An 18,227-nucleotide genomic window follows, 5' to 3' on the forward strand; every position below is an offset into this window, starting at 1 on the left:
GCGCGGCGATGGCCGCGCCGGGAAACTACATGATCAGAACGCGGCGATGCCGGTCTGTGCGCGGCCGAGGATCAGCGCGTGGATGTCGTGCGTGCCCTCGTAGGTGTTGACGACCTCGAGGTTGACCATGTGGCGGATGATGCCGAACTCGTCCGAGATGCCGTTACCACCCAGCATGTCGCGCGCCATGCGGGCGATGTCGAGCGACTTGCCGCATGAATTGCGCTTCATGATTGACGTGATTTCCGGCGCCGCCATGCCTTCGTCCTTCATGCGGCCCAGGCGCAGGCAGCCCTGCAGGCCAAGCGTGATCTCGGTCTGCATGTCGGCCAGCTTCTTTTGCACCAGCTGGTTTGCCGCAAGCGGCTTGCCGAACTGCTGGCGGTCCATCGTGTACTGGCGCGCCGTGTGCCAGCAATCCTCGGCCGCGCCCAGCGCGCCCCAGGCGATGCCGTAGCGGGCCGAGTTCAGGCAGGTGAACGGACCCTTCAGGCCGCGCACGTCCGGGAACGCGTTTTCTTTCGGGCAGAACACGTTGTCCATGACGATCTCGCCGGTAACCGAGGCGCGCAGACCGAACTTGCCGTGGATTGCCGGGGCCGACAAACCCTTCCAGCCTTTTTCCAGCACGAAGCCGCGGATCGCGCCTTCATCGTCCTTCGCCCAGACGACGAACACGTCGGCCACGGGCGAATTGGTGATCCACATCTTGGCGCCGGACAGGCTGTAGCCGCCATCGACCTTGCGCGCGCGCGAAATCATCGAGCCGGGATCCGAGCCGTGGTTCGGCTCGGTCAAGCCGAAGCAGCCGATCCATTCGCCGGTGGCCAGCTTTGGCAGGTATTTCTGTTTGGTGGCTTCGTTGCCGAATTCGAAGATCGGGACCATGACGAGCGACGACTGCACGCTCATCATCGAGCGGTAGCCGGAATCGACGCGCTCGACTTCGCGCGCGATCAGGCCATAGGCGACGTAGCCCATCGCCGGGCCGCCGTATTCTTCGGGAATGGTCGGACCGAGCAGGCCGAGTTCGCCCATTTCGCGGAAGATCGAGACATCCATCGACTCGTGACGGAACGCTTCGAGCACGCGCGGGCGCAGCTTGTCCTGGCAATAGGCGGCGGTGGCGTCGCGCACCATGCGCTCTTCATCGGTCAGCTGGCTACCCAGCAGCAGCGGGTCATCCCAATGGAAAGCGGCTTTCTTGGGCGAGTCGGTACGGGTCATCGGAAATCCTGTCTCTGAATTCTGGTTAGAAGTTACCTGACCATTATAGAAACGTGGCGCAGCCCGATCTTTTCAAACTGCGACAGGCATTTTCATTTTTGACTGGCGGTGCTGCCGAACTTGCCGCCGTGGAAGATCAGCGCCGGCTGCGGCTGCAACTGGCACTCTTCGACCTCACCGACGAAGATGACGTGGTCGCCTTCCGGATAGCGGCTGCGGTTGTGGCATTCGAACCAGGCCGACACACCCTTGAGGATCGGCAGGCCGGTGCGCGACAGTTCGTAGTCGACGCCCTCGAACGGGTTCTCGCCACGGCGCGCAAAGCGCATGGCCAGATCTTCCTGGCCGGCGGACAGCACATTGATCACGTAGTGCGAGTTGCCGCTGAAGATCGGCATGCTGTTGGCACCGGCGCCCAGGCTCCACAGCACCAGCGGCGGATCGAGCGAGACCGAGTTGAACGAGCTGGCCGTCAGGCCGCGGAAGGTGCCGTCGGCCAGGCGGGTGGTAATGACGGTGACGCCGGTCGCAAACTGCGACAGCGCCTGGCGGAAATGGGTCGTATCGAAGCCGCGCGTGGTGGCGCGGGCAGAAAGTGTATTCATGGCGTTCCTGGAACTGTGGCGCTCATTATGCCACCGTCCCGTGCAAGCCTGCCGGGCCATGCTGTCCGTCAGTATCTTCAGCGGGTCAACAAATGCGGGAAGCGGTGCTTTGCGCTACATTAGGCTTATCGAAATTTTAAGAACACAGGGTCCATCATGAGTGAGCAAACAGCAAGCAACGTCGCCATCCTCGGGGGTGGCTGCTTCTGGTGCATCGAGGCGGTGTTTCTCGAAGCACGCGGAGTTACGCGCGTGGAGTCGGGTTATATGGGCGGGCACGATGACCATCCAAGCTACGAGGCCGTCTGCAATGGCACCACGGGGCACGCCGAAGTCGTGCGCCTGGAATTCGATCCGTCGGTGATCAGCTACCACGACATTCTCGAGATTTTCTTCACGATCCACGATCCGACCACGCTTAATCGCCAGGGCAATGACGTCGGCACGCAGTACCGGTCGGTGATCTTCACCACGTCGCCGGAGCAGGAAGCCGTTGCGCGCACCGTGATGGCCGAGATGGCCATGGTGTGGGATGCACCGCTGGTAACCGAAGTGTTGCCGCAGGAGACCTGGTACAAGGCCGAGGATTACCACCAGAATTACTTCGCGCAACACCCGTTGCAGGGGTATTGCGCGTTCGTGGTGGCGCCGAAAGTGGTCAAATTCCGTACCACGTTCAGCGACCGCATCAAGGCATAACGATCACGGTTGCAGGCGCAAGCGCGTCCAGCTGCCGTCCGGCTGGCGCTGGTAGACAATCCGGTCGTGGAAGCGCGAGCGGCGGCCTTGCCAGAACTCGATGCGCTCCGGCACCAGGCGGAAACCGCCCCAGTTGTCAGGGCGCGCAGGATCATCGCCGGCGGCCTGCGCCACGGCGTCGTAATTGGCTTCCAGCGCGGCGCGACTCGCAATCGGGCTGCTCTGCTGCGAGGCGATCGCCGCCACCCGGCTCTTGAGCGGGCGGCTGCGGAAATAATGGTCGCTTTCTTCGCTCGACGTCATCTCGACGCGACCTTCGATACGGATCTGGCGTTCCAGTTCACTCCAGAAGAACAGCAGGGCGGCCTGGTTGTTGCCGCGCAGTTCCTGCGCCTTCTGGCTGTCGTAGTTGGTGTACCAAGTGAAGCCGCGCGGATCGAATTGCTTGATCAGCACGATGCGTGAGCTCGGCCGGTTGCCCGGGCCGACCGTTGCCAGCGTCATCGCATTCGGCTCGTTCACCTGCGCCGCCAGCGCCTGCTCGAACCAGGCCGTGAATTGCGCGATCGGGTCATCCAGTACATCGTCTTCATTCAGGCTGGCCTGGCCGTAATCCTGGCGCAGGTCGGCCACTGCCTGGCCGACGCCGGCTGTCCTGGCTGCCGTCGTGGCCGATGCCACCGGCTGGTCAAACGCCTCGGGCGCCAGCAGGCCGCGGCGGCGCTGCATTGCCTGGCCCAGCTGCGCCATCTGCTCGGGCGAGAACAGGCGCATCGCCATTGGCGCCAGCGTGCTTTCCTCGCGTTGCATGTGCGCCGTGTAGCGGGCGACGAAGCGCTCGACCGCCGTGCTGGAGAGCATGGTCCCGCTGCCGGCTTCGATCGCGGTCAGCTGCTCGTGCAGGTCTTGCCACAGGGCGTCCATGTCGTTGTGGTCCTGCACGATCGTCGGCGCCAGCGCCTGCAGCGTGGCGGCGTCGTCGCCCTGCGCGGTGGCGCGCAGCATCGGGATCAGGTCCTGTTCTTCGTCGTCGTGGTGCAGGTGCGCCGCCTTGTCGAAGTAGCGCAGCACGGCGCCGGCGGCGTCGCGCGCCTGCTTGTCGACGCCGTGTTCGGCCAGGTGCGGCACCAGCTTTTCGAGTGTCGACAGTTGTTTGCGGATGCGGCCATGGCAATGCTTGAGCACGGCGATTGGCTGGGAGAAATCGGGGGCGGTGTCGGGCAGGAGAGAGGTCATTGTTCTGTGGGAGACACGCAGGTTATTTGGTTGACGAACGATTATTCTAGTGTAGTCGCGAAAGACCTGTCCGCTACAATATCGGGATGAATCAATTACTTGAGCAAGGGGCGGCGGTGATGCCCACGGATGATGTCGACTTTGCGCGCCGCTTCGGCGGCATCGGGCGCCTGTATGGTGAGCCTGCGCTGGAACGTTTCCGCGCGGCGCACGTTTGCGTGATCGGCGTCGGCGGCGTCGGTTCGTGGGTGGTCGAGGCGCTGGCGCGCAGCGCGATCGGTCACCTGACCCTGATCGACCTCGACAACGTCGCCGAATCGAACATCAACCGCCAGATCCAGGCGTTGTCATCGACCATTGGCATGCCGAAGATCGAAGCGCTGCGCCAGCGCATCGCCGAGATCAATCCGTTTTGCAAGGTGACCCTGGTCGAAGACTTCATCGACCTGGAGAACATCGAAACGCTGGTGGCCAACCAGGGCTTCGACTATGTGGTCGATGCGATTGATAGCGTTAAGCCGAAGGCGGCGCTGATCGCCTGGTGCAGTGCCAACAAGATGCCGCTCGTGGTCGTGGGTGGCGCCGGCGGCCAGATCGATCCGACCAAGGTCGAGATCCGCGACCTGGCCCGCACCGAGCAGGAACCGCTGCTGAAAAAAGTGCGCAAGCTGCTGCGCGCGCAATACGGTTTTTCGCGCGGTGAAAAGCAGAAGTACCACATCGACGCCGTGTTTTCGATGGAGCCGTTGCGGTATCCCGAGACAGGCGAGGCCTGTGAGATCGACGACAACGGCATCACGGGCCTGAACTGCGCCGGCTTCGGCTCGTGCATGGTGGTGACCGCCACCTTCGGCATGGTGACGGCGGGGCAGGTGCTGCGCCGGCTGGCCGAGGCGGCCAATGCCCAGGCGCAGGCTGTCACCGCAGCCGCCGGGCAAACTGTGCAAGCTGAGGCTGCCTTGCTATCATAGGTGCAGATGCAACCGCCCGGTTGCGACCTTTTGATGGAAGAGCACACATGATTCGTCGATCCGCAGTCATCGCCCTGTTCCTGGTTGCAGGCAGCGCCCAGGCCCAGGAAGGCGCACAGGACGCCAGCAAGCCAGCGACCCAGCCGCCGCCGGAAGCGCAGCAGCCGGCCACCGCGCCGGCCCCTGTCACGCCACCGGTTGCCGCTGAAACCCAGGCGCCGCAGGTCGAGATCGTCGATCGCGTGGTCGGTACCGGCAAGGAAGCCTCGCTGGGCAGCAATGTCGTCGTCAACTACACCGGCTGGTTCCACAAGCCGCTGGCCAAGCAGCAGCGCGGCCGCAAGTTCGACTCCTCACTCGACAACGGCCGCGATCCGCTGGAATTCCAGCTGGGCGCGGGCCGCGTGATCAAGGGCTGGGAGCAGGGCGTGGCCGGCATGAAGGTCGGTGGCAAGCGCACCCTGATCATCCCGAGCGCGCTGGCCTACGGCAAGCGCGGCGCGGGTGGCGGGATGATTCCGCCGGATTCGGACCTGATCTTCGACGTCGAACTGCTCAACGTGAAGTAATGCTGTTCTGGCGTGGCCCAGTTCCGGGCCACGTCAGTCTGTCAGTGCGCGTGCCCTTGCAGCGTGCAGTGATGATGGGTCGTGCCTTCCTCGACCTGCAGCGTGCAGTGATGAATCGCGAACTGCCCGCATAACCCGTCCACCATCGCATCGATCGCCGCATCGCCCGGATACCCGGCGGGCATCACGACGTGCGCCGTCAGCGCCGTCTCGGTCGTGCTCAGCGCCCAGATGTGCAGGTCGTGCAGATCCGCCACGCCGGGCTGCGCGAGCAGGAAGCCGCGCACCTTGTCGGCATCCACGCCAGGCGGCACGGCCGCCATCGACAGCTGCACCGATTCGCGCAGCAGCGACCACGTGCCCAGCACGATCACCACCACGATCGCCAGGCTCACCGCCGGGTCGATCCAGGTCCAGCCCCAGAACATGATGATCAGGCCCGAGATCGCCACGCCCAGCGACAGCGCCGCATCGGCCGCCATGTGCAGGTAGGCGCCACGGATGTTCAGGTCGCCCTTGCTGCCGGCGAGGAACAGCCAGGCGGAGAAGCCGTTGATCAGCACGCCGATCGCGGCAACGATCGACACCGTGGCGCCGGCGACCGGCGCCGGTTCGGCGAAGCGCTGCACCGCTTCCCAGGCGATGGCACCGCACGCCACCATCAGCAGCAGGCCGTTGCCCATTGCCGCCAGGATCGACGAACCGCGCAGGCCGTAGGTGTAGCGGCCGCTCGGCACGCTTTTGGCGAGCACTGCCGCGCCCCAGGCCAGCACCAGGCCCAGCACGTCGGACAGGTTGTGACCCGCGTCGGCCATCAGCGCCGTCGAGTGCGCGATGAAGCCGTAGGCGAATTCGATGATGACGAAGGCCATGTTGAGCCCGATCGCCAGCGCGAAAGCGCGGCCGTTGCCTTCGGGGGAGGGCATGTGGTGGTGATGGTGGCCGAAGCCATGACCGTGGTCATGGTCGTCGTGCTTGTGGTCGTGCTTGTGCTCGTGACCATGATCGTGGTCATGATCGTGCTGGTGATGTTGGCTCATGCGTCCATTCCGATGGCGGGTTCGGCAATGTGCTCGAACATGGTGGAAAGCAGGCTGCTGATGTGCGCATCGGCAGCTGCGTAGAAGACTTGCTTGCCCTGGCGCTCGGCCTTGACGATGCGCGCCGCACGCAGCAGGCGCAGGTGGTGGCTGACCAGGGAACTCGACAGCGACAGCGCGCTGGCGATATCGCCCACGGCCGTCGGCTGCGTCAGGCAGGCCAGCACGATGCGCAGGCGCGTTGCGTCACCCAGCAGGTGGAACAGGTCGGCCAGCTGGCCGATCGCTTCCTCGGGCGGCGGGGCGATCGGCTGGGCGGCCGGGTGCGTGTGGGTGTGTTCGTGCATGCGACTCTAACATGTGAATAGGTGTTCACATGTTAGTGCAAAGAACTGTGCCGGGCAAGCACGGTGTGGTTCTACACCGGTTCAGTGACGGGGCTTGTCGCGCACCTGCCCGTCGTCGTCGCGCACTTCCGGCTGGCCCAGCCCCAGCTTCTGCAACTGCGGCAGAATCTTGCGCCGTTCGCCGACCGCCACCACGATCATCCGGTCCGGATCGAGCCATCGGCGCGCCACCGCCTGCACGTCGTCGACGCCGACATTGGCCAGGTGCGTGGCCAGGCTGTCGTAGTAATCCGCCGGTAACCCGTAGACGAACAACTCCGTCAGGCTCGCGCCGATGTCGGCATTGGTCTCGAACTGCCCCGGCAGCGACAACAGCTGCGCATTGCGCGCCGCCGTCAATTCGTCAGCGGAGATCGGCTGCTCGCGCAGCAGCGCGACTTCGCGCAGGATTTCGCGCACCGCTTCGCCGGTCGCATCCTGCTGCACGCTCGCTTCCACCGAAAACGGCGCCGGCTGGCGGTCGTAGTCGAAGTGCGAATGGATGCCGTAGGTCAGTCCGCGCGTTTCGCGCAGGTTGTTGTTGAGCCGGCTCGAGAACATGCCACCCAGCACCCCGTTCATGATTTGCAGTGCCGGGAAGTCGGGCGTGTCGCGCGCCGGGCCCATCGTCGCCACCTGCAGCGCCGTCTGGCCGGCGTCCGGCTGGTCGATGACGACCAGGCGCGCAGCGGTCGGCTTGGCCGCGCCAACCGCAGCCGCTGGCGCCTCGGCCGCCGTCCAGCCGCCGAACTGCGCCTGCGCCAGCGCTTCCAGTTCGGCGCGCGTGATGTCGCCCGTGACCACCAGCGCCGCATTCGACGGCACGTAATGGCGGCGCCAGAAGCCGACGATGTCATCGCGCGTCGTGCGCCGGATGGCCGGCTCCAGGCCAAGCTGGCCATAGCCTTTCGGATGGCCCGCGCCGAACAGCGCGCCTGCTGCCGCCAGCGCAGCCACGGTTTCCGGGTCGTCGCGCTGCTGCGTGAGCGCGCCAAGGCGGTCCTGGCGCTGGCGTTCGATCTCGGCGGCGGGGAACGCGGGGCGCTGGACGATGTCGGCGACGATTTCCAGCGCGCGCGCAAAGGTGGACGTCAGGGCCAGCAGCGAGACAGTGGAGACGTCATCGCTGCTGCCCGTGTCCATGAACGCGCCCAGTTGTGCGATGTCGTCGGCGATGGCGGGTGCACTGCGCGTGGCGGTGCCTTCTTCCAGCATCTGGGCGGTAAAGCCGGCCAGGCCGGGCAGGTCGGATGGATTGGCGGCGCCGCCACTGCGCACCACGAGCTGGCTCGAGACGAGCGGCAGCGCCGGATTGCGGTAATGGATGACGGTCAGGCCATTGGACAGCGTGAAGGTCTCGCCCCGTGGCTGCTTGAAGCGGGGCGTCGGGCCGGCTGTTGGCGGCGTTGCGCGCCACGCTTCGGCCACGTTGACCGGGGCCACCGGCCTTGGCGCGGCAGTGGGCCGGGCGGGCTTGCCCGCGCGCGGGTCGTCCACCTTCGGCTTGCCCGGCACGCCCGTGACGACGGCGCGCGCCTGCTGCGGCAGCCAGGTCTGCACCGCGCGCTGGACGGCGGCAGCGTCGATGCGGCGCAGGCGCGCCAGGTCCTTGTCGAGGTAGCCCGGGTCGCCCGTGTACAGGTTGTAGTGATTGAGCTGCTCGGCCAGGCCATCGCCGCCCAGTTTTTCCAGCGACGCCAGCAGCGACGTTTCCAGGCTGTTGCGGGCACGTTCCACTTCGCGCGCCGTCGGGCCTTCGGTGCGCAGCAGGGCCAGCTCGGCGTCGATCGCCGCTTCGATCTCTTGCGGCGTGTGGCCGGCGCGCGCCGTCACGTCGATGACGAAGGTCGAGGCCAGGCCGAGCGAGCCTTGCGAGGCCGAGACGTCCTGCGCGATCTGGCGTTCGTAGACGAGCGACTTGTACAGGCGGCTCGACTTGCCGCCGCCCAGGATCGTCGCCGCCACCATCAGTTCGGCGTCGCCCGCTTGATAGGCGGGCGGCGTGAGCCAGCCCATGAACACGCGCGGCAGTTCGACGCGGTCGCGCACGACGACACGGCGTTCGGCCGTGATCGGTGGCGTGACCACGTGCGGGCGCACCACGTCCGGCCCGCGCCGCAGGCCGCCGAAGTAGCGCGTGACCAGGTCGCGCACGCTCTGCTTGTCGATGTCGCCGGCAATCACCAGGCTGGCGTTGTTGGGACCGTAGTACTGGGTGAAGAAGACGCGCACGTCTTCCAGGCGCGCGCTCTGGATGTCGGCGTGCGAACCGATGATCGAGGCCGCGTACGGGTGCCCCTGCGGGAACAGCGTGCGCGCCAGCGCTTCCTCGACGATGCCGTACGGCTCGCCCTCGACGGTCTGGCGCCGCTCGTTGCGCACGACGTCCTGCTGGTTGGTCAGCGCTTGCTGGTCGAGCACGTCGAGCAGGTAGCCCATGCGGTCGGCGTGCACCCACAGCGCCAGTTCGAGCTGGTTCGACGGCACGGTGTCGTAGTAGCTGGTGCTGTCGTACCCCGTGCCGCCGTTGCTGTCGGTCGCGCCGGCGCCTTCGAGCAGGCGGTCGGCCATGCCGCGCGGGATGTGCGCGGTGGCGGCGAACATCATGTGCTCGAACAGGTGGGCAAAGCCCGTCAGACCGGGCGCCTCGTTGGCCGGGCCGACGTGGTACCACAGGTTCACGGCCACGATCGGCAGGCGCTTGTCTTCGACCAGGATCACTTGCAGGCCGTTGGGCAGTACCAGTTTGTCAAAGGCGATCGCCGGCACCGGCGCGGATGCCGGTGACGACGCAGGTGCGGGGGGCTGCGCCTGGGCCGGACCGGAGGCCGGCGCAGCGGCCAGCATCAGCGGGACCATCAGGGTAGGAATATTCAAGCATTCTCCAGACAATTTCAGTGGCAACGACCTGCGCGGCGTTCGCGCGACGCCCCCGCCAGCCGGCAGGGCAGGCGGCAGGACGCCGTCGACGTTCGCTTGGCGCAACACGCTATTATCGCGGATACGCAGCAAAGGCGTGGCGCCGGCGCTGCCAATGCCCTGCTATTCGACCAGGCGCAGCAACCCGCGCAGCGCGTGCGCCACGGCCTGCGCGCGCACGGCCTGGCGGTCGCCCTGGAACACGAGGCGCTCGGTCTGCACATGGTCGCCGCGCGCCCAGCCAAAGCACACGGTGCCGACCGGCTTGCCGGGTACCCCGCCGCTCGGGCCGGCGATGCCGGTGGTCGACACGGCCACGTCGGCACTGCTGTTGGCGACGGCGCCCGCAGCCATGGCTGCGGCGACTTCTTCGCTGACAGCGCCGAACTGGGCGATGACGGCGTCGGACACATCCAGCATGTCGGTCTTGGCCGTGTTCGAATAGGTGACAAAGCCGCGATCGAACCAGTCGCTCGAGCCGGGAATGTCGGTGAGCGCCTGGGCGATGCCGCCGCCGGTACAGGATTCGGCCGTCGCCAGCATCATTTTTTTGGCGCCAAGCGTCTGGCTGACCTGATTTGCAAGATCGGTAAGTTCATGCGTCACGTGCGTCTCCTTGTGCGGTCGGCGGACGGTGTTGTCCGTGTGATGCCATTCTAGCGCGCGGTGCGCCGGCACGGCATCCTGGCCGGCAGGCAGTAGCCGGATGGTGTTGCTTTAGGTAAAGATGCTATGCTCGCCGCATGGTCGTGTCGAACGCAAGGTGGTTGTACACACCCGATAAAGGTTCCGTGCGACATGCGGCTTGGCCGGGCTGCTATGCTGGAAAGCAGGTAGTGCCTGTAACCAGATGGTCCTTTTTTGTTCACACCCATTTAACAATGCCGTACGGACGCATCGCACGTGGCCGGCCAGGACCGGCCCCATCGTGAAGTCGCCAGCCCAGCCGGGCCAGCGCCCAGCGCACGCGCGTAGCCATTTCGTGAAACGGTTCGTGGAGGAAGCATGAGCCGCCAGCGCTCGATCCGCAAGAAGCTGGTCGCCATGGTGATGACGACGACATTCGTCGCACTGCTGGTCTCGATCGCCCTGGTGGTGGCGTATGACCTGCGCAGCTATCACCGGACGCTTGTGAATGACCTGTCGACCAACGCCGAACTGGTTGGTCACATGACGTCTGCCGCGCTCACCTTCGACGACCCGCGCCTTGCCAACGAAGACCTGCTGCTGCTGCGCGCCAGTCCGCTGGTGCGCGGTGCGGCGATCTACGATGCGCGTGGCCAGCTGTTCGCCTCGTATTCGGCCACCGGCGAAAAGCGGCCCGTACCCAGGCGGCTCGAAGGCATCGACCAGAGCGGCGACGGCATTCTGGTGGTCAGCCAGCCGATCGTCGAAAATGGCGAAACGGTCGGCACTGTCGTGATGCGCGCAGAGAACCGCATGCTGGCGCGCTTCATCGATTACCTTGCCATCGCTGCTGGCGTCACCCTGATCGCGATGGCGATCGCCTACCTGCTGATGCGCCGTTTCGGGCGCGTGCTGACGTCGCCGATCATTGCGATCACCGAAGTGGCGCGCGACGTGGTGGCCACGCGCGACTATTCGCGCCGCGCGCCACGCATCGGCGACGATGAGGCGGCCGAGCTGGCCGATTCGTTCAATGCCATGCTCACCGAAATCGAAGGCCGCACGCGCGAACTCGAAGACTCGCACAACGCCATCCTGCGCTCGGCCACCGAGCGCTCGCACGCCCAGCAAGAGGTGATGCGCCTGAACGAGCAGCTCGAGCAGCGCGTCGACGAGCGCACGCTGCAACTGGCGCTGGCCAACGCCGAACTGGCCAACGCCAACGAAGAAGCGCGCAGCGCCAACCAGGCCAAGTCGGCGTTCCTGTCGTCGATGAGCCACGAGCTGCGCACACCACTCAATGCCATCCTGGGCTTCGCCCAGATCCTGACCTCGAACACACTGCCGTCGACGCTCGAGCAAAAGAAGGAATTCGCCAACCACATCCTCAAGTCGGGCCGTCACCTGCTCACGCTGATCAACGAGATTCTCGACCTGGCCAAGGTCGAATCGGGCACCATCACGCTGTCGATGGAGCCGGTCGCGCTGGCCGACATCCTGCTCGAATGTCGCACGATGATCGAGCCGATCGCCGCCACGCGCAAGGTGCGGGTGCTGTTCCCCGATGTCGATGGCGCGGTGGTGATGGCCGACCGCACGCGTCTGAAGCAGGTCATGCTCAACCTGCTGTCGAACGCCGTCAAGTACAACCGCGACGAGGGCGCCGTGGTGCTTGCCTGCGACCAGCCCACGCCCACGCGCATGCGCCTGTCGGTGCAGGACACCGGCAATGGTCTGAACCCTGAGCAGGTCGCGAGCCTGTTCCAGCCATTCAACCGGCTGGGCCAGGAATCGGGTACCCAGGAAGGCACCGGCATCGGCCTGGTGGTGACCAAGCGCCTGGTGGAACTGATGGGCGGCGAGATCGGCGTGACCAGCAGCCCCGGTGTCGGCAGCGTGTTCTGGATCGAGCTGGCCAGCACCGCGCCGCGCACGTCCGGCCTGGCCGAACGGGCCGTGCCCGCCGCCGGCGCACTCACGCTGTCCGCGTCCACGGCCGAATCCGCGCCGCGCCTGCTGCTGTACGTCGAAGACAATCCGGCCAACCTGCGCCTGGTCGAAGAGATCGTGGCGTTCCGGCGCGACCTGCGCCTGCTGGCGGCGCACGACGGCCACCTGGGCCTGCAACTGGCGCGGGCACACCGCCCGGACATCATCCTGATGGACCTGAACCTGCCTGGCATGAGCGGCTTCGAGGTGCTGCGCCAGCTGAATGCCGACCCGGAAACCGCGCAGATCCCGGTGATCGCGCTGACCGCCAACGCCATGCCGCGCGATATCGAGCGCGGCATGGCGGCGGGATTCCACCGCTACCTGACCAAGCCGATCGACATCGAAAAATTTACGGAAGCGATCGACAGCACGCTGGCGGAGGGGCCGACGCTGGCCGCGCCAGGCGAAAGGACCCATCCATGATTTCCCTGTCCGACATCAGGCGGGCCCGCATCCTGATCGTCGATGACGAACCGGTCAACGTGCAGTTGCTCGAGTATCTCCTCAAGACGACCGGCTACGAAAACGTCCTCTCGACGTTCGATCCGCGCCAGGTCGTCGCGCTGCACCTGAAGCACCGCTTCGACCTGATCATCCTCGACCTGCACATGCCCGGCATGGACGGCTTCGACGTGATGGAAGCCCTGAAACCGCTGGAAAGTGATTCGTGGCTGCCGGTGCTGGTGGTGACGGCCGAACCGGACAAGAAACTGGCGGCGCTCGAATCCGGCGCGCGCGACTTCATCGGCAAGCCGTTCGACACGGTCGAGGTGATGACGCGCATCCGCAACCTGCTCGAGGTGCGCCTGCTGCACCGCGAATCCCTCGACTACGGCAGTGAACTCGAACGCCAGGTGCGCGAGCGCACCGCCGAACTGGCGCGCTTTCGCGGCGCGATGGATGCCACGCCCGATGCGCTGTTCCTGATCGATACGGCCAGCATGGCAATGGTCGACGTGTCCGAAGGCGCCTGCCGCATGCTGGGTTTTTCACGCGACGCGCTGCTGCGCATCGATCCGGTGGCGCTGGGCCTGGCCTCGCGCTCGCAGCTCGAGCGCCATATCGGCGCAGCCGCGCAGGGCGGACCGCCCGAACCCGACATCGTCGAGACCGACTTGCTGCGCGCTGGCGGCGAAGGCTCGGTGCCGGTGGAAATCAGCTGGAAGCTGCAGGATCCGCAGGGGCAACGCAACTCGCAGCGCATGCTGATTGCCGTGGCGCGCGACATCAGCGAGCGCCTGCTGGCGCAGGAGCGGCTGCGCCACGCCGCCAGCTACGATGCGCTGACCGGCCTGCCGAACCGCACGCTGTTCTTTGAAAACCTGCGCGGCACGATCGAGCTGGCCCAGGACAAGAACTGGCGCGTGGCGGTGCTGTGCATCACGCTCGACCGCTTCAAGGTGATCAACGATTCGCTGGGCACGACGCCGGGCGACGAGCTGCTGCGCCAGTTCAGCACGCGCCTGGTGCGCTGCGTGAAGGTACGCGATTCGGTCGGGCGCCTGGGCGGCGATGAATTCGCGCTGATCCTGACCATGCCGCGCGACCAGCAGGACGCCGTGAACATGGCCAACGAAGTGCGCGAATCGCTGCGGCTGCCGTTCGACCTGCACGGCCAGCAGGCCGCGCTCACGGCCAGCATCGGCATCGCGATGTACCCCGATGACACGATCGATCCCGGCACGCTCGTCAAGTACGCCGACACGGCGATGGTGCGGGCCAAGGAAGCGGGCCGTGACGGCTACCGCTTCTTCACGGCCGGCATGAACGTGCAGGTGCTGGCGCGGCTGGACCTCGAACTCGCGCTGCGCGGCGCGCTGGCCGATAACCAGTTCGTGCTGCACTACCAGCCCAAGATGGAACTCAATACCGGCCGCATCGCCGGCAGCGAAGCGCTGCTGCGCTGGAACCGGCCCGGCTATGGCCTCGTGTATCCGGCCGAATTCGTGCCGGTGATGGAAGAAACCGGCCTGGTCGTGCGCGTGGGCGACTGGATCATCGACGAAGCCTGCCGCCAGATCGCGGCCTGGAACGCGGCCGGCGTGCGCGATGTGCGGGTGGCGGTGAATGTGTCGAGCCGCCAGTTCGTCGAGGGCGACCTGGAAAACGTGGTGCGCAGCGCCCTTGAACGCCACGGCATCGAGGCAAGCCTGCTCGAACTGGAGCTGACCGAAAGCGCGCTGATGCAAAATGCCGAGCGCACCACCGAGGTGCTCACGCGACTGAAGGCGCTGGGAATCCGTATCGCGATCGACGACTTCGGCACCGGTTACTCGAGCCTGGCCTACCTGAAGCGCTTTCCGATCGACAAGCTGAAAATCGACATTGCCTTCGTGCGCGATATCGTCACCAACCCGGACGACGCCGCGATCGCGCTGGCCATCATCAGCATGGCGCACAGCCTGCACATGCAGGTGGTGGCCGAAGGCGTCGAGACACGCGCGCAGATGGCGTACCTGCGGCGCAACCGCTGCGATGAAATCCAGGGCTTCTATTTTTCGCGCGCGCTGCCGGCAAGCCAGCTGGCCATGCTCGTGGTATCGAACCGCGCCAGTCCGGACCACCTGCCGGAGGTGGTCGACAATGTGCAGACGCTGCTCATCGTCGACGACGATGCGAACGTGCTGGCTGCGCTGCACCGGTTGTTCCGGCGCGACGGCTACCGCGTGCTGACGGCATCGTCGCCCGCCGAAGGTTTCGAACTGCTGGCGCTGTATCACGTGCACGTGATCCTGTGCGACCAGCGCATGCCGGTGATGAGCGGGACCGAGTTTCTCAGCAAGGTCAAGGAGATGTATCCGGACACGATCCGCATCATCCTGTCGGGCGACACGGGCGTGGAGGCGGTGCTCGATTCGATCAACCGCGGCGCGATCTACCGCTTCTATACCAAGCCGTGGGACGACATGGCGCTGCGCGACAATATCCGGCTGGCGTTTCGCCACTACTGGATGACGCACGGCCCGTACGACGACCGCAAGACGCCACGCGAAGGCGACGGGCAAGAGGCGGCCCCGCAGGACCGCCCCGGTGGCATTACGGCTTGACCGTGACGGGGCAGAAGCGGAACGGGAAGGGCTCCGCACCCATCGCCGCCGCATAGGTCTTGCAGGCGCCGTCATCGATGGCCAGTCCGTAGCGCGCCAGGCTGGCCTTTGCCGTGTCCAGCGTTTCCCGGTCGCGCGCCGGCAGGTCGCGCACATAGCGTTGCTGCAGGTCGAGCGTGCAGCGGCGGCCCGGTTCGTCGACCTGCCGCACATCGACCTGGAAACGCACCCGGGTCGTGAACCAGGCGAGCCGTTCGCAGCCTGCCGCATCAGCGGTCAGGCCAAGCGAATCGGCCAGCTGGCGCTTGCGCTGCAGGCTGTCTTCCTTGCCGCTGCGGGCCGTTGCCAGCATCACGTAATGCGGTCCCGGCCGCCCGGCGATGGCGGACTGGATGCGCGCGAGCCAGGCCTGCGACTCGGGAAAGCCCCCGGCCAGCGCAATCACGCGCACGTCGCGCGGGAAGAACGTGGCCAGCCAGCCCATCGGCGGGTCGCCATGGGCGGTGAACACGATCGTGTCGGCCGGGCGCGCCAGCGGCGGCACCTCGGCGCTGACATTCGGCGACGCCCAGCCGGCATGGCCCCATGAAACGAACGGGAAGACAGCCAGCGTCGCCGCTGCCAGCAGCCAGCCGCCGATGCGCGCTGCGTGGCGCGGGGCAGCCATGCGCTCGACCAGCAGCCAGACCATCAACGGTGCCAGCAATTCAAGCGGCACCAGGTAGCGGTAGATGCCGAACAGCTTCATCCACAACAGATAGGCGACCAGGCCGAACACCATCAGAAAACGGGCGCGCGGCGACAGCGCCGCTGCTGCCGGGCGGCTGCGCATTTTTCTGGCCAGCCACAGCACCACGAACAGCAGCGCCAGCACGTACAGGAGCGGCACCACCGCCAGCTTGAGCGGAATTTCCGAGACCCGCACCGTCTGGACCATGAACACCAGCGGCCAGGCCAGCGCTTCGAGCGCATTGTGCGGCATGTGGTGGTTATCGATCACGCCGAGTTGCTGCGCCAGCGGGCTGCGAAACACGTTGTTAAACTGGGGGAACAGCGGATTGCCGAAACGCTCCCACATCGTCAGCCACCAGTAACCGGCGGTCATCAGGATGCCGACGGCCACCGCGCAGCCCTGGGTGACGGCCAGCGCGATACGCACGCCCCACGACGCCGGCGTCGTCAGCAAGGCAAGACACAGGGCCACCGCGTACGGTGCGTTGGTCAGTTTCAGTCCGGTACCCAGGCCCATTGCCAGCCCGGACAGCAGCATTAGCGCGAACACGCGGCCCGACGCGCCGTGCAGGGCATCCCAGCCGCGCAGCACCAGGTACAGCGCACCCAGTACCAGCAGCGCGGTCAGGTTGTCGCCCATGGTATTGCCCAGTTGCGACAGGAAGCCGGCGCCGCACACGCCAGCCGCAGCCAGCAGAATCGGCAGGCGCGCACCGCCGTTGCGGCTGTTGCCGCTGTTCAGCAGCTGGCGCGCGATGGCCAGCAGCAGCACGAAATTCAGGCCATGCACAAACCCCATCAGGAACCCGACCAGCGGTCCGGGCAGCGTCGTGCTGAGCAGGTAGTAGGGAACGTCGATCAGCGGATTGAAGTAGCTCTGCCATTGGCCGGGCGCCATGTCGAGGTCGAGCCGGCCATTGAGCAGGGCGTAGGCGTTATACCAGTGGTAATTTCTCAAGTCCCAGTTGTCGTCCTGACCAAGGCCGATTGACAGCAGGCCAAACAGCACAGGCACCAGCCAGACGGCCATGCCGGGCGCGCGGGGATGGGCCAGCACGGCGCTGTGGCGCTGGAACCGTACTTCGAGTCCGGCAAAAAATTTCTTCAAGAAACGCATGTGGTGCTTTCCAGGGGACGATGGTCAGCCAATGCGCGGGCGCGTACCGCCGGCGGCATCGAAGGCGGGAATGGCGAGGTAGCAAAAGCGCTTCTGCTCGATGCGTGTCTTGGTGACGGCGTCGAGGATGATGCCGCAGGCCAGCAGGATGACGCCGAACAGCATCAGCGCCGTGCACAGCAGGGCGGTCGGCAGGCGCGGGACCAGGCCAGTGTCGAGGTACGTGACGAAGACCGGCAGCGCGAGCTGGAGCGAGACCAGCGCGCACAGGGCAAACGCGATCGAATAGAACCCGAGCGGCTTTTCGGACTTGAACAGGCGCAGGATGGTGAGCAGGATGCGCACGCCGTCGCGGTAGGTATTGAGCTTGCTGACCGAACCGGTCGGCCGGGCGCCGTAGGCGGTGTCGATTTCGGCAACGGGCATGCGCAGGCCGAGCGCGTGGACCGTCAATTCGGTCTCGATTTCGAAGCCCGATGAGTGGGCAGCGAACGACTTGACGTAGCGGCGCGAAAACACACGGTAACCCGACAGGATATCGGTAAAGGTACGCCCGAAAATGATCGACAGAAAACCGGTCAGCAGGCTGTTGCCGGCGCGGTGGCCGAAGCGGTAGGCCGCCTGTTCACTGCTCACGCGGCAACCCACCACCATGTCCAGCCCGTCGCGCAGGAGCCGCTCGACCAGTTGCGGCGCTGCGCCGGCATCGTAGGTGCCATCACCGTCGACCATGATATAGGCGTCGGCTTCGACATCGGCGAACATGCGGCGGACCACGCTTCCCTTGCCCTGCATCGCCACGCGGCGCACGATGGCGCCAGCCGTGCGCGCGACCTGTGCCGTGTTGTCGCTTGAGTTGTTATCGAAAACATAGATCTGGGCATGCGGGAGATGCGTCCGGAACTCGTCGATCAAACCGGCGATGGTCAACGCTTCGTTATAACAGGGCACGATGACGGCGATGCGTGGCGCACCGGCGTCAGGCGGCGCCTGGAACAGCAGGTCTGGATGGGTGCTCATAAGCTAGGCGGTTTCAACAAGAGCAAAACCATGAATTATA

The 18,227-nt window shown here is 65.8% G+C and carries 14 protein-coding genes; 5 read left to right on the top strand and 9 right to left on the bottom strand.

What is annotated here, in order from left to right; translation table 11 throughout:
- Positions 1 to 33: 33 nt before the first annotated feature.
- Together AC56LN_RS00815 and AC56LN_RS00820 are read right to left on the bottom strand one after the other, a co-directional pair.
- The gene (locus AC56LN_RS00815; RefSeq protein WP_499569447.1) at positions 34 to 1,227 is read right to left on the bottom strand and encodes an acyl-CoA dehydrogenase; all 1,194 of its coding nucleotides are present in this window, start codon (positions 1,225 to 1,227) and stop codon (positions 34 to 36) included.
- A gap of 92 nt (positions 1,228 to 1,319) precedes the next feature.
- Complete coding sequence (locus AC56LN_RS00820; RefSeq protein ID WP_258835791.1) at positions 1,320 to 1,832, bottom strand: flavin reductase family protein; 513 nt, start codon at positions 1,830 to 1,832, stop codon at positions 1,320 to 1,322.
- A 156-nt stretch (positions 1,833 to 1,988) separates the two neighbouring features.
- On the opposite strand from AC56LN_RS00820, the gene msrA reads away from it, so the two are divergent.
- Positions 1,989 to 2,531, top strand: a complete 543-nt coding sequence (msrA, locus tag AC56LN_RS00825; protein WP_499569448.1) for a peptide-methionine (S)-S-oxide reductase MsrA — start codon at positions 1,989 to 1,991, stop codon at positions 2,529 to 2,531.
- A 3-nt stretch (positions 2,532 to 2,534) separates the two neighbouring features.
- Here msrA and pdxH read toward each other — a convergent pair whose 3' ends face one another.
- Positions 2,535 to 3,767 carry a pyridoxamine 5'-phosphate oxidase gene (gene pdxH / locus AC56LN_RS00830; protein ID WP_499569449.1) on the bottom strand — a complete coding sequence of 411 codons (1,233 nt, stop codon included), beginning with the start codon at positions 3,765 to 3,767 and terminating at the stop codon, positions 2,535 to 2,537.
- Positions 3,768 to 3,886: 119 nt separating this feature from the next.
- Between pdxH and tcdA the strand changes: the two genes are divergently transcribed.
- Together tcdA and AC56LN_RS00840 are read left to right on the top strand one after the other, a co-directional pair.
- Entirely contained in the window at positions 3,887 to 4,738 is an 852-nt protein-coding gene (tcdA, locus tag AC56LN_RS00835) for a tRNA cyclic N6-threonylcarbamoyladenosine(37) synthase TcdA (RefSeq protein WP_499570760.1), read from the top strand.
- A gap of 47 nt (positions 4,739 to 4,785) precedes the next feature.
- Positions 4,786 to 5,307 (top strand): FKBP-type peptidyl-prolyl cis-trans isomerase, encoded by a 522-nt coding sequence (locus tag AC56LN_RS00840; protein WP_482896353.1) that lies wholly within the window; start codon positions 4,786 to 4,788, stop codon positions 5,305 to 5,307.
- A 41-nt stretch (positions 5,308 to 5,348) separates the two neighbouring features.
- Here the strand turns inward: AC56LN_RS00840 and AC56LN_RS00845 are convergent, their stop codons facing one another.
- The 4 genes from AC56LN_RS00845 to AC56LN_RS00860 form a co-directional block, all read right to left on the bottom strand.
- Entirely contained in the window at positions 5,349 to 6,347 is a 999-nt protein-coding gene (locus tag AC56LN_RS00845; RefSeq protein ID WP_499569450.1) for a cation diffusion facilitator family transporter, read from the bottom strand.
- The gene (locus AC56LN_RS00850) at positions 6,344 to 6,694 is read right to left on the bottom strand and encodes an ArsR/SmtB family transcription factor (protein WP_499569451.1); all 351 of its coding nucleotides are present in this window, start codon (positions 6,692 to 6,694) and stop codon (positions 6,344 to 6,346) included. The genes AC56LN_RS00845 and AC56LN_RS00850 overlap by 4 nt, the downstream gene beginning before the upstream one ends.
- 81 nt (positions 6,695 to 6,775) lie before the next feature.
- On the bottom strand, positions 6,776 to 9,610 hold the full coding sequence (locus AC56LN_RS00855; RefSeq protein ID WP_499569452.1) for a M16 family metallopeptidase: 2,835 nt from the start codon (positions 9,608 to 9,610) through the stop codon (positions 6,776 to 6,778).
- 165 nt (positions 9,611 to 9,775) lie between these two features.
- Positions 9,776 to 10,258: a CinA family protein gene (locus AC56LN_RS00860; RefSeq protein ID WP_499569453.1), complete on the bottom strand. Its 483-nt coding sequence runs from the start codon at positions 10,256 to 10,258 to the stop codon at positions 9,776 to 9,778.
- A 399-nt stretch (positions 10,259 to 10,657) separates the two neighbouring features.
- Between AC56LN_RS00860 and AC56LN_RS00865 the strand changes: the two genes are divergently transcribed.
- Together AC56LN_RS00865 and AC56LN_RS00870 are read left to right on the top strand one after the other, a co-directional pair.
- Positions 10,658 to 12,694, top strand: coding sequence for a sensor histidine kinase, YfiR-like protein-associated (locus AC56LN_RS00865; protein ID WP_499569455.1), 2,037 nt, complete (start codon positions 10,658 to 10,660; stop codon positions 12,692 to 12,694).
- Positions 12,691 to 15,318: an EAL domain-containing protein gene (locus tag AC56LN_RS00870; protein WP_499569456.1), complete on the top strand. Its 2,628-nt coding sequence runs from the start codon at positions 12,691 to 12,693 to the stop codon at positions 15,316 to 15,318. Before AC56LN_RS00865 ends, AC56LN_RS00870 begins: the two co-directional genes overlap by 4 nt.
- Here the strand turns inward: AC56LN_RS00870 and AC56LN_RS00875 are convergent.
- Both AC56LN_RS00875 and AC56LN_RS00880 read right to left on the bottom strand, forming a co-directional pair.
- Positions 15,308 to 17,167, bottom strand: coding sequence for a hypothetical protein (locus tag AC56LN_RS00875; protein ID WP_499569457.1), 1,860 nt, complete (start codon positions 17,165 to 17,167; stop codon positions 15,308 to 15,310). The genes AC56LN_RS00870 and AC56LN_RS00875 overlap by 11 nt on opposite strands.
- Before the next feature lie 24 nt (positions 17,168 to 17,191).
- Positions 17,192 to 18,187, bottom strand: coding sequence for a glycosyltransferase (locus AC56LN_RS00880; protein ID WP_499569458.1), 996 nt, complete (start codon positions 18,185 to 18,187; stop codon positions 17,192 to 17,194).
- Between the last annotated feature and the right edge of the window lie 40 nt (positions 18,188 to 18,227).

The sequence above is a fragment of the Telluria sp. ZT3P26 genome (genome assembly GCF_059686035.1).